Here is a 13,155-nt window from a genome sequence, read left to right as displayed (position 1 = left end):
TTCTCTTTACACGGGTCCCTGTGCGCGGGTCTCTTTGCGCGGGTCTCTTTGCACCGGACGCGACGGGACGCGACGGGTTCAGGGGACCAGCCGCATGAAACCCTCCTCGATCCTTTCGAGGAGTGATCCGATGTGCGCCAGCGCCAGCGGATCGGGCGCGTCCAGCGCGAGCTGCTGCTCTTCGACGGTCTCGCCGTACAGCATGCTGGTGGCGCATTTGAACCGCAGCGCCTCCCCCTCGTCCCCGAGCAGGTGTCCGGCGAGCACCACGATGCCGAGGTCCAGCATCCGGCGGGCCAGCGTCGGCGAGTCCGTCACCTCGTACTTGCCCAGTTCCCCGCGGACCGGTTCGAAGTCGGGGTAGACGTAGAACGCCCCGGTGGGGGGACGGCAGCGGGCCCCGGCCGCGACGGTGATGCGGTGCACCTCTCGCGCGACGGCGCCGTGCAGCCGGGCGCTGGCGCGCAGCCGCTCGCGGATGTCCTCCGGCTCGCTGAACGCGTACTCGGCCACCGACTGCATAGGCGCGGCCAGCGTCGACCACACCTCGCTCGCCACCGAGACCACGCCGGCGCGGATCCATTCGCCCCACGGCCCGTGGGGGAAGCGGGCCGCGCCGATGCGCCAGCCGCCCAGGGCCAGGCTCTTGCTGAGCCCGGTGACGACGACCGTGCTGGCAGGGGCCACCTCCGCGGGGCTGAGGAACTCGGTGGCCGGGTCGTGCACGACGTCCCGGTAGATCTCGTCCGAGACGATCAGCAGTCCCTCCTCCTCGGCGATCGCGCACAGTTCACGGATCAGCGCGGGCGGGGCCAGGGTTCCGGTCGGGTTGTCCGGCAGGGTCAGGACGAGGATGCGGGGGTCGCGACCCAGTACGCGCGCCGCGGTGATGCTCTCGCGCAGCGCGACCGGATCGGGCACCCCGCCGCACTCCTCGGGGATCGCGACGGCGATGGGGTGCTTGCCGGCCAGCCGGGCCTGGGGGGCGTACGTGTTCCAGGCCGGGCGGGGCAGGATCACGTCCCCGGGGACGACGAGGCCGATGGCCATCAGCAGCGGCTTGCTGCCCGGCGCGACCACGATCTGGTCGGGCCCGGTGGGGATGCGCCGCCGGCCGAAGTAGCCGGCGACGGCGGCCCTGACCTCGGGCGAACCGGCCACCGGGCCGTAGGCGTTGCGGGTCGCGCCCGCCGCGAGGCGTTCCATCAGCGGGGCGAACGGCGGCAGCCGCGACTCGCCGAACCCGAGGTGGACCAGTGACTCACCGGCCGCCCGGCGCTGGGCCACGAGCTGGTTCAGCGCCAGGTTCGGCGACATCCTCATGTCGTTCATGCGGGGCTCCCCACCGGGGCGACGGTACGCGTCCCGAAGAGTTCGGGTTCTGCCTTCCAGGCGGGGCCGGCGATCGCTCGGGCGATGTCGGCGGGGACGGAGCGGTCGAGGCGCAGCTCGTCCAGCCAGGCGGCCTCGGGGTCGTAGTGCGCGAGGAACGGCCGTCCGACCAAACCGGGTTCGCGGGCCTGCACCATGTGCAGCTGGAGGAAGCGGCCTTCGGCGGTCTCCACCACCCCGTCCACGGCCACCTTGCCGGGCGTCGCGGACATCACCGGGCCGCGGACCGTGCGGGCCAGGCCGGGCAGCGTCCGGTAGGCGTCCCGGAAGATCTCGGCGGCCCGGGCGAGCGGGACGCGGAAGTAGTCGTAGGGGCCGGTGTCCCGCTCGACGAACATGTAGTAGGGGACGGCGCCGAGGGCGAGTTCGGCGCGCCACATCTCGCTCCAGACGTCCGCGTCGTCGTTGACGCGGGCGATCAGCGGTGCCTGGCAGTAGACGAGCGCGCCGGTGGACTTGATGCGGGCGACGGCCCGCCGGGCGAGGTCGGTGGCGAGCTCGCGGGGGTGGCTGAAATGCGCCATGACGGCGAGGTTCCGCCCGGAGGCGACGACCCGTTCGAACAGGCGCAGCACGTCGTCGGCGTCCGGGTCGGTGACGAAGCGCTGCGGCCAGTAGGCCACCGACTTGGTGCCGATCCGGATGGTCCGTACCGTGTCGACCGCCAGCAGCGGCTCCAGGTGCGAGCGCAGCCGTTCGGTGGACATCACCATGGGGTCGCCGCCGGTGACCAGGACGTCGCCGGCGTCGGGGTGGGTGCCGAGGTAGGAGATCAGCCCGCTCGGGTCGGGTGCGGCGAAGCGGAGGTCGGCGTCGCCGACGAACTGGGCCCAGCGGAAGCAGTAGGTGCAGTACGAGTGGCAGGTCTGGCCCTGGCTCGGGAAGTAGAGCACCGTCTCGCGGTACTTGTGTTGGAGGCCGGGGATCTCGGCGCCGTCCCGGGTGGGGACGTTCAGCTCCTTCTGCCCGGAGGGGTGCGGGTTGAGGCGGCCGCGGATCTGCTGGACGAGGGTCCGCAGGGCCGGCTTCGAGGCCGGGTCCGCGCTGAGCAGCGCCAGATCGCGCTCGTTCTGCTCGGTGAGCATTCCCTTCTGCGGGAAGACCAGTTGGAACATGGGGTCGTCCGGGATCCGGTCCCAGTCGATGAGCTGCGTCAGGACGTACTCGTTGACCCGGAAGGGCAGCACCATCGACACGAGCCGGATGGTCTCCCGGATGTCGCCGGGCAGGCCGTGACGGTCCGCGATCTCGTCGAGCTGCCGCGGCCCGTACGCGCGGAACCGTGCCGTCTCGACAGAGTCGGTTGCCAGCAGGGACATGCGGATATTCCTCCAGCCTGGTGCCTGGCAGTTCGGAGCGTGTGCTCGAACGCGGTTCGATGCTAGGAAGCCGATTCGGCCACGGGACCCCCAGCCGGACCCCTAATAGCGGCCCCGTCCCGCGAAGGGCGGGGCAGGGCCCCGGGGGTACGGAAAAAGCCGCCCAGGACCGCGGGGGCGGGGTCCTGGGCGGCTGCTCGGGGCGGGACGCGGGGTCAGGCCGTGCCGGTGCCCGCCTGGTGGGCCTCGGCGGTCGCGGAGGCGAGCTCGGCGGCGCGCGCGTTGTCGTTCTGGACGGCGCGCAGCCCGATGACGGCGAACACCGCCGCGCCGGCCATCACGAGGGCACCGGCGACGGACGCGGCGTGCACCTCGCTGGTGAACGCGGCGCGGGCCGCGTCGACGAGGTGGGCGGAGGCGTCTCCCGAGAGCTTGCCGGCGGCCGCGAGGGCGCCGCCGATGGTCTCGCGGGCCGGGCCGAGCGCGTCGGTGGGCACCCCGGCGGGGGCGTCCAGCGCGGAGCTGTTGCGGTAGACGGCGGCGCCGATGCTGCCCAGGACGGCGACACCGAGGGCGCCGCCGAGTTCCTGGCCGGTCTGGAGCAGCGCGGAGGCCGTTCCGGCGCGCTCCGGCGGTACCTGGCCGACGACGAGTTCGGTGACCAGGGTGAGGACCGGGGTGAGACCGACGGCGAGCGCGATGATGCCGATCAGGATGAGGACCAGGCCGTCCTCGGCGGGGACCTGGGTGAGCATGAGCAGGGCGACGGTGGCGAGGGCGAAGCCGGTGCCGATGATGTAGGCGGGCTTGACGGTGCGGACGAGGACGGTGGCGACGGGTACGACGGCGCCGACCGCGAGCGTGCCGGGGATGGTCCACAGCGCGGACTTGAGGGCGCTCATGCCGAGGACCGACTGCATGTACTGGGTGCTGAACAGCGAGTACCCGACGAGGGTGAAGCAGGCCAGCATGTTGACGGTCACCGAGGCGCCGAAGGCGCGGTTGCGGAACAGCTCGATGTCGACCATCGGGTCGCTGCTCGTGCGCTGGCGGCGCAGGAACACCGGTGCGAGGGCCAGGCCGACCACGATGGCGGCGATGTAGGGGACGGAGAAGCCGTCGACGGCGATCCGCTTGAAGCCGTAGATGACCGGAAGCACGACGGCCAGCGACAGCGCGGCGCTGATCAGGTCGAACTTGCCGGCCGCGGCGTCGCGGAACTCGGGGAGCAGGAACGGCGCCGACACCAGCAGGAGCAGCATCACGGGGACGTTGATGAGGAAGACGGAGCCCCACCAGAAGCCGTTGAGGAGGGCGCCGCTGACCACGGGGCCCAGGGCCGCGCCGGCGGCCATGCCGGTGGACCACACGGCGACGGCGGTGCGCCGCTGCGTCTGGTCGCGGAACAGGTTGCGGATCAGCGCGAGGGTCGAGGGCATGAGGGTGGCGCCGCCGATGCCCTGGAGGGCGCGCGCGGAGATCACCATCTCGGGGTTGGAGGCGTAGGCCGCGAGCAGCGAGCCGGCCGCGAACACGACGGCCCCGATGAGCAGGAGACGGCGGCGGCCGATCCGGTCGCCGAGCGCGCCCATGGTGAGCAGGACGCCCGACAGGACGAAACCGTAGATGTCGATCATCCACAGCTGTTCGCTGCCGGAGGGGCGCAGGTCCTCGCTGATCGAGGGGATGGCGAAGTAGAGAACCGTCAGGTCCATGGAAACGAGCAGCACGGGCAGGAGCAGGACGCCGAGGGCGATCCATTCCTTGCGGCCCGCTTTGGCCTCCGGTCCGGCGTGGTCGTTCTCGCTCAGGGAGCTGGTCATGGGGGCTGTCCAATGCTTTCGTGACGGGGGCGTGTACCAGTGAACGGAGCGGAGGGCCCGGCGCGCCCGGGCCGGGACGGGAACAGGGGTGAAGACAGGGGTGACACCGGGCGCGGAACAGGGGTCGTCGTGGTGGGTTTTCAGCCGTTCGCGGTGGCGAGCGCCGCCAGGGCCCTGCGGTCCGTCTTCCCGTTCGGGGTCAGGGGCAGACCGGGGAGCAGGGCGACCTTCCGCGGCACCATGTACTCGGGCAGGGTCTGCTTGCAGAACGCGCTGATCACGACGGGGTCGGCGGTGAAGCCGCGGCTGGGGACGACGTACGCGTACAGTTCCGGGTCTTCGTCGGGACGGGGCCGGACGACCGCCGCGGCCGCTTCGACGCCGGGGAATTCCAGGATCCTGCGTTCGATCTCGCCGAGTTCCACGCGGTTGCCGCGGATCTTGACCTGGAGGTCGGACCTGCCCACGAAGTACAGCTCACCACTGTCACCCCGGTATGCCAAGTCGTTTGATTTGTAGACCACTTGGCCGGACCGGGGGTTGAGCGGGTCGGGCACCAGGGCGGCCCGGGTGGCTTCGGGGTCGTCCCAGTAGCCGGTGAAGAGGGAGGGCCCGCGCAGGTGGATCTCGCCGACCGCGCCCGGCTCCTCCACGGGCCGGCCCTCCTCGTCGATCAGCAGCATCTCGGCGCCGGGGTAGGCGAAGCCGATGGAGAGCTTGTCGACGCCCTCGGGCAGCGGGTTCGGCACGTCCGTCAGGGAGAAGGCCATCGCCTCGGTGGGTCCGAAGCAGTTCACGACGCGGGTCCGCGGCAGCAGCGCTTGCAGCTGGCGCAGTTCCGGCAGGGGGAACGCCTCGCCGGAGAACAGGACGCCGCGGATCTGGTCCGCAAGTGCGGCCAGGCCCTTGGCCTCGTGGCGCAGGACGGGCCGCCACACGGAGGGGACGCCGTCGACCTGGGTGGCACCCGTGTCGGTGAGGAAGCGCAGCAGCCGGCGCGGCCAGTGCATCAGCTCGCGCGGTACGGGGATCAGCTGAGCGCCGGTCCCGAGCGCGAGGCCGATGTCCAGGAGGGCGAAGTCGAACTGGAGCGGTGAGGTGGTCGCGACCCGGTCCTGGGCGGTGACGATGTGGTGCCGGAGCATCCCGCGGTAGAAGGACAGCACCCCGCGGTGGCTCATGACGACGCCCTTGGGGCGTCCCGTGGTGCCCGAGGTGAAGATCATGTAGGCGGCGTCGGTGGTGACCGGCTCCCGCCGGTGGCGCACGCGCGGCGCGGGCGGGCGCTCCACCACCACGCCGTCCGGGCCGAAGCGGGCCGTGCCGATGGAATCGGGGACCCCCTCGCGGGAGCCGGCGGTCGTCTGGAGGTGCAGCGCGGGCTCCGCGGTGGAGGTGATGGCCAGCAGCCGCGCGGTGGGCACTTCGGGGCTCACGGGGATGAAGGTGAGCCCGAGCATCGAGCAGGCCAGCAGCATCGCCACGGCCGAGGCGGAGTTGTCCGACTCCAGGACGACCCGGTCCCCGATGTCGAGGCCGAGCGCGTCCAGGGCGACGGCGTAGTCGTGCGCGCGGCGCTCCAGCTGCCGGTAGGTCAGCACCCGGGAGGTGCCGTCGTCGCCGGCCTCCCAGACGGCCGGGCTGTCCGGTGCGGTGCTCGCCGCGGCCAGCATGAACTCGTGGATCCGCTCGGCCGGTCCGTGGACCTCGGCCGGGCGCACCGTGCTCAGGGTCACCGTCGTGTCACCTCTGCTCGTCGTGGAATCGCGGTCGCTCCGGGCTCCGGTCGGGGGTCCCGCCTCGGGCCCGAGCGGGGGGACTTCGGTCTTCGTCGCGGGCATCAGGAGATCCGCTCCTTGAGTTCCGTCAGCCACCGGTCGATGACGGGGGCCGTCGTGTCGACGTGCTGTTCGACGATCGTGAAGTGGGTGCCGGGGACGGTCGCCACGGTGTCGGCGCCCTCCCAGTCGGCCTGCCAGTCGGCTTCGGGGGCGTCGGGCGCGATCGCCGAGCCCTCGGCCTGCGCGAACAGGTCCCCGGCCCGGACGAACAGCACCGGCGCCTCGACCGGGTCCTGGCGGAACTGCGGCAGCAGTTCCACGTACCGGCCCATCGCGGACAGTTCGGCGCTGCTGAACGAGCCGAGCGTGGCCGCCTTGTCGGGGACGGCGAACGCCATCTGGTCGAAGAGCGCGTCGTTGGTCTCGCCCATGTAGTAGGTGTCGAGCAGGACGAGTCCGGCCGGCCGCACCCCGTGGGCGCGCTCCAGGCGGGCCACCGTGGCGTGGGCGAGCAAGCCGCCCGAGGAGAAGCCGAGCAGGGCGAACGGTTCACCGTCCGCGGCCCGCAGCACGGCTTCGGCGAGGACGTCGACCGCCGCCTCGAAGGACTCCGGCAGTGCCTCCCCACGCCCGAACCCGGGGGTGGGGATGCCGGACACCGGCATCGAGAGCCGGGCCGCGAGCCGCGCGTGCTGGTGCACGCCGCCCGCCACGGTCGGTGTGCTGAGGCAGATCAGCCGGGGCACCTTCGGTCCCTCGCCGGGCTGCTGGTGGCGGGCGCCGTACGTCACCGCCGCGGGCAGCTCCGCGAGGTCCGCCGCCGAGGCGAAAGAGGGCCGCAGCGCGGCCACGGACCGCAGCATCGCCAGACCGGGCTGGAGGTTGCCCGACATGATCGCGTCGAGGAACAGCCCGTAGAGCGTGTCGTCGAGGGGGCTCTGCGGCGCCGCCTGCGACACGGCGCCCTGACCCGGTTCCCCTTGCGCCGCCGCCAGCCGGGCGGCGAGCAGCCGGGCCAGTTCGAGGGGGTTCTTGCTGTCGAAGACGACCATCGCCGGCAGGGACAGCCCGGAGGCCGCGTTCAGCCGGTTGCGCAGCTCGACCGCGGTCAGCGAGTCGAAACCGGCCTCCAGGAAGCCCGCTTCGGCGTCGACGGCGCTCGCGTCGGCGTGTCCGAGCACTTCGGCCGCGTGGGTGAGCACGGCGTCCAGTACGGTCCGCTCGCGTTCGCCGTCGCCGAGACCGCGCAGCCGCTCGCGCAGCGCCCCCGCGTCGATGGCCGCGGCGGCCGCACCGGCCCGGCGCCGGGCGGCGGGCGCCAGGCCCCGCAGCAGGGCCGGCACCTCATCGGTACGGGCCCGCAGGGCCGCCAGATCGACCCGGAGCGGTACCAGCGCCGGGGCCTCGGCCGCGACCGCCGCGTCGAAGAGCCACAGCCCCTCCTCCTCGGAGAGCGCGGGGGTTCCCGTACGGCGCATGCGCTGGAGGTCGGCCTCGCCGAGCCACTGGCTGAGGCCGGTCTCGGTGTCCCACAGGCCGAACGCCATGGAGGTGGCGGCCAGGCCGCGGGAGCGACGGTGCTGGGCGAGGGCGTCGAGGAACACGTTGGCCGCCGCGTAGTTGCCCTGTCCGGCGGCCATGACGAGGCCACCGGCAGAGGAGAACAGGGCGAAGACCGAAAGGTCGTGATCGTCCGTCAGCTCGTGCAGATGCCAGGCGGCGTCCGCCTTGGCGCGCAGTACGTGGTCCACCTGCTCGGGGGTCAGTGCGCCGATCAGGCCGTTGTGCGCGACACCGGCGGCGTGTACGACGCCGCGCAGGGGGTGCTCGGGGTCGACGGAGCCGATCAGGCCGGCGACCGCCTCGCGGTCGGAGACGTCACAGGCGACGATCTCCACCTCGGCTCCCAGCGCGGCGAGTTCGTCGCGCAGACCGGCCGCGTTGGGGGCTCCGGGGCCCCGCCTGCTGGTGAGCAGCAGGTGCCGCACGCCGTGCTCGCTGACGAGGTGCCGCGCGACGAGGGCGCCGAGGCCTCCCGTGCCACCGGTGACCAGGACCGTGCCGTCGGCGTCCCAGGGGCTCTCGCCGCCCTCCGCGGTGGAGCGGGCGAGGCGAGGGGCGAGCACAGTGTTCCGGCGGACGGCCAGTTCCGGCTCGTCGGTGGCGAGGGCCGCGGCCAGCGCCTTCGGGGACACCTCGGCCTCCTCCAGGTCCAGCAGGACGAACCGGCCCGGGTTCTCCGCCTGCGCGGCGCGGACCAGGCCCCAGACCGGCGCCTGCCGTACGTCGACGGGGTCGCCGTCCGAGACGGCCGACGCGGCCCGCGTGACGAGGACCAGCCTGGAGCGCGCGAACGCCGGCTCCGCCAGCCACCGCTGGACGGCGGCGAGCGCGGTGTCCACCGCGGTACGCACCCCAGCGATGACCTCCGCCTCCCCGCCGGCGGCGGGGCCGCCCGGGAGCACCGGCAGCAGCACGGTGTCCGGCACCTCCACGCCCGGCGCGCCGAACGCGTCCAGGCCCGCGACCACCGGGACCCCGGCGACCTCCAGACCCGGGCCCGCGATCGTCCACGGCCCGCGCGGCCCGGAACCGCCCCGCACCGGCACCCAGTCGAGGGCGAGCAGCGCGTCCCGGAACCCTCCGGCGGCGGGCAACTGCTGAGCGGCGACCGGCCGCAGCAGCAGGGCGGCCACGGAGGCCACGGGCGCTCCCGCCGGGTCGGCGAGGTCGAGGCGCACCGCGTTGCGCTGCCCCTCGACGGGGGCGAGCCGGACCCGTACGGCGGTCGCGGACGCGGCGTGCAGGGTGACGCCCGCCCAGGAGAACGGGAGCAGCGCCTGCCCGCCGTCCTCCTCGGCGCCGAGCCCGCCGAAGCCGAGCGCGTGCATCGACGCGTCGAGCAGCGCCGGGTGGAGCCCGAACCGTCCGGCGTCGGCGTGCGCCTGCTCGGGCAGCTCGATCTCGGCGTACAGGGCCTCGCCGAGCCGCCAGGCGGCCGTCAGGCCCTGGAACACGGGTCCGTAGCCGAAGCCTCGTTCCGCGAGCCGGTCGTACAGCTGGTCGGTGTCGAGCGCTTCCGCGCCGGCGGGCGGCCACGCGGTGAGGCCGTCGCCGTCGCCCGGTGCGGCGCTTCCGGGGCTTCCGGGGACTTCCGGCGCCAGGACACCGTCGGCGTGCCGGGTCCACGGCTCGTCGGGCCGGCCCTCGGGGCGCGAGTAGACCTGCACGGCCCGCCGGGCCCGGTCGTCGGGTTCCCCGACGACGACCTGTACGGCAACGCCTCCGCGTTCGGGGAGTACGAGCGGCGCCTGGAGGGTGAGTTCCTCCAGGTGGGCGCATCCGACGTGGTCACCGGCCCGGAGCGCGAGCTCCACGAAACCGGTTCCGGGGAGCAGGACGCTGCCGTGGACGGCGTGGTCGGCCACCCAGGGCTGTGCGTCCGGTGAGATGCGGGCCGTGAAGGTCACCGCTTCGGAATCGGGTGCGGCCAGGACGGCGGCCAGCAGCGGGTGGTCCAGCGCCCCCTGGCCGACGGCGACGGCGTCGGTGGCGGGCCTGGCGGCGTCGACCCAGTAGCGGTCGCGCTGGAAGGGATAGGTCGGCAGGTCGACGCGCCGGGCGCCGGTGCCGGCGTAGAACGCCTGCCAGTCGACGCGCACGCCGTCCACGTGCAGCTGCGCGAGGGCCGTGACCAGCGCCTCGGGCTCCCCGCGGTCCTTGCGGAGAGCGGCGGCCGAGAGGGCCTGGTCCGTGGTGAGGCATTGTTGGGCGAGGCCGGTGAGGACCCCGCCGGGGCCGATCTCCAGGAAGCGGGTGACACCCTGCTCCTCCAGGGTCCGCACGGCGTCCGCGAAGCGGACGGCCTCGCGGACCTGGCCGACCCAGTACTCCGGGGACTGCCAGTCCTGCGACAGTCCACCCGAGACGGTGGAGACGACCGGGATGCGCGGCGCCGAGAACGTCAGCCGGGAAGCGACTACACCAAACTCGTCCAGCATCGGATCCATCAACGCCGAGTGGAAGGCATGGGATACAGCGAGCCGGCTGGTCTTACGGCCTTCGGCGGTGAAGTGCTCGCCCACGGCCAGCACGGCGGCCTCGACCCCGGACACGACGACCGAGTCCGGTCCGTTGACCGCAGCGATCCCCACACCCTCGGTGAGAAGCGGGAGTACCTCTTCCTCAGTGGCCTGCACGGCGAGCATCGCCCCACCGGTGGGCAGCGCCTGCATCAACCGGCCACGCGCCACCACCAACTCGGCCGCATCAGCCAGCGACAACACCCCCGCGACGTGCGCGGCGGCCAGCTCACCGATGGAGTGACCGGCGACGACGTCGGGCTTCACACCCCACGCCTCCACCAACCGGAACAGGGCGACTTCCAGCGCGAACAGCGCGGGCTGCGTCACCGCGGTCGCGTTCAACGCCTCCGCATCCTCACCCCACACCACCTCACGCAACGACCGCCCCAGGTGCCGGTCAACCTCCCCACACACCGCGTCAAAGGCCTCTGCGAACACCGGGAACGCCTCGTACAGCTCACGCCCCATCCCGAGACGCTGCGCCCCCTGCCCCGTGAACAGGAACGCCGCCTTTCCGGTCCGGCGGGCCTGGTCCCGTACGACCACGGGCGCGTTTCGGCCCTGGGCCAGTGCGGTCAGACCCCGCACCAGTTCCGCGCGCTCCGTGCCCACGACCACGGCCCGGTGGGCGAAGGTGGTGCGCGAGGTGGCCAGGGAGAGCCCGATGTCCGACGCGTCGGCGTCCGGCCCGGCGGAGACCCGCTCCAGCAGACGCTCCGCCTGCGCGGCCAGCGCCTTCGGCGTCTTCGCCGACAACACCCAAGGCGTGACGGACGATTCGGTTCGGGGGGCGGTCTCGTCCGGTGCCTCGGGGGCTTCCTCGACGATCACGTGGGCGTTGGTCCCGCTGATGCCGAACGACGAGACCGCGGCCCGGCGGGGCCGGTCCCCGGCCTGCCAGGGGCGCGCCTCGGTCAGCAGCTCCACCCGGCCCGCCGCCCAGTCCACCTGGTCGGACGGGGCGTCCACGTGCAGGGTCTTGGGCAGGAGGCCGTGCCGCATCGCCATGACCATCTTGATGATTCCGGCGACGCCCGCCGATGCCTGCGTGTGCCCCATGTTGGACTTGATGGAGCCCAGCCACAGCGGCTTGTCCGCCGGCCGGTCCTGGCCGTAGGTCGCGAGCAGTGCCTGCGCCTCGATGGGGTCACCGAGGGTGGTTCCCGTGCCGTGCGCCTCGACCGCGTCGACCTCCGCCGCCGTCAGCCCGGCGTTCGCCAGTGCCTGACGGATGACGCGCTGCTGCGAGGGTCCGTTGGGGGCGGTCAGGCCGTTGCTGGCGCCGTCCTGGTTGAGCGCGGAGCCACGGACGACGGCGACGACGGGGTGTCCGTTGCGGCGCGCGTCGGAGAGCCGCTCCAGGAGCAGCACGCCCGCGCCCTCACCCCAGGCGACTCCGTCCGCCGAGGCGGCGAAGGACTTCGAACGGCCGTCGGGGGCGAGCCCGCGCTGCCGGCTGAACTCGACGAACATGCCGGGAGTGCCCATGACGGCCACGCCGCCTGCGAGCGCGAGGGAGCACTCCCCCGAGCGCAGCGCCTGGGCCGCCATGTGCAGGGCCACCAGGGACGACGAGCAGGCGGTGTCGACGGTCACCGAGGGCCCTTCGAGGCCCAGGGTGTACGAGGTACGGCCGGAGACGAGGCTGCCGCCGCTGCTGGCCGCGGCCTCCACCCCGAGGGCGTAGTCGTGGTACATGACGCCGGCGAACACCCCGGTCGCCCCGCCCTTGAGGGTGGTGGGGTCGATGCCGGCCCGCTCGATGGCCTCCCAGGACACCTCCAGCAGCAGCCGCTGCTGCGGATCCATCATCAGCGCCTCGTTGGGGCTGATGCCGAAGAAGACCGGGTCGAACTCGGCCGCGTCGTAGAGGAACCCGCCCTCCTTCGCGTAGGTGCGGCCGGGCGTGCCGGGCTCCGGGTCGTAGACCTCCGGGTCCCAGCCCCGGTCGGCGGGGAAGGCGCCGATGGCGTCGACACCGTCCGCGACGAGCTTCCACAGCTCCTCGGGGCTCGTGACACCGCCCGGGTAGCGGCAGCCCATGCCGACGATCACGATCGGGTCGTCCGCGTCCGCTCCGCCGACGGAGGACAGGGTGCGCACGGCAGCGGGTGCGGAGTGGGCAGAGCCGGCGACTTCGGCCCCGATGTGGTCGGCGACCGCCCGCGCCGTGGGGTAGTCGAAGATCAGCGTGGCGGGCAGCCGCAGCCCGGTCGCCGAGCCGAGCCGGTTGCGCAGCTCGACGGCGGCCAGGGAGTCGAAGCCCAGCTCGCTGAACGCCCGCTCCGGCTCGATCGCGTCGGCCGAGGCGTGCCCGAGTACACCGGCGACCTGGGTCCGTACGAGGTCGAGCAGCGCGGCGCTGCGGTCGGCGGCGTCCAGCCCGGCGAGGCGGCCTGCGAAACCCTCGGCGCCGTCCGCGGACCGGGCGGACCGGCGTACGGGAACGCGCACGAGGCCGCGCAGGAGCGCGGGCAGCTCGTCGGCCCGGCCGCGCAGGACGTTCGCGTCGATGCGCAAGGGGACAACGGCGGGGTACCCGGAGCGCAGGGAGAGAGTGAACAGTGCGAGCCCTTCGTCCTGCGAGAGGGCGGGGAGACCTTGGGCCGCCATGCGCTGTTCGGCGAGGTCCAGCATGGTGGTCATGCCGGTGTTGACGCCCCAGAGGCCGAAGGCCATCGAGGTGGCCGGCAGACCCTGCGCATGCCGATGAGCAGCCAGCACATCCAGGAACACGTTCGCAGCCGCGTAATTG

General features: G+C 73.2%; 5 protein-coding genes. All 5 read right to left on the bottom strand.

All coding sequences use genetic code 11. The features are described 5' to 3' along the window. Positions 1-78: 78 nt before the first annotated feature. Positions 79-1,332, bottom strand: coding sequence for a pyridoxal phosphate-dependent aminotransferase (locus tag ACIA6C_RS28940; protein WP_399280252.1), 1,254 nt, complete (start codon positions 1,330-1,332; stop codon positions 79-81). Next, positions 1,329-2,711, bottom strand: coding sequence for a KamA family radical SAM protein (locus ACIA6C_RS28935; protein ID WP_399280250.1), 1,383 nt, complete (start codon positions 2,709-2,711; stop codon positions 1,329-1,331). Before ACIA6C_RS28935 ends, ACIA6C_RS28940 begins: the two co-directional genes overlap by 4 nt. Before the next feature lie 215 nt (positions 2,712-2,926). Continuing rightward, positions 2,927-4,534 carry an MFS transporter gene (locus ACIA6C_RS28930; RefSeq protein ID WP_399280248.1) on the bottom strand — a complete coding sequence of 536 codons (1,608 nt, stop codon included), beginning with the start codon at positions 4,532-4,534 and terminating at the stop codon, positions 2,927-2,929. 140 nt (positions 4,535-4,674) lie between these two features. Continuing rightward, complete coding sequence (locus ACIA6C_RS28925) at positions 4,675-6,270, bottom strand: AMP-binding protein (RefSeq protein WP_399280246.1); 1,596 nt, start codon at positions 6,268-6,270, stop codon at positions 4,675-4,677. A 104-nt stretch (positions 6,271-6,374) separates the two neighbouring features. Further along, a partial coding sequence (locus ACIA6C_RS28920; protein WP_399280244.1) for an SDR family NAD(P)-dependent oxidoreductase occupies positions 6,375-13,155 on the bottom strand: 6,781 nt, incomplete at its 5' end.

This window comes from Streptomyces sp. NPDC051578 (assembly GCF_044454045.1).
Classification (GTDB): Bacteria; Actinomycetota; Actinomycetes; order Streptomycetales; family Streptomycetaceae; genus Streptomyces.
This window is presented reverse-complemented; position numbering and strand designations above follow the sequence as displayed.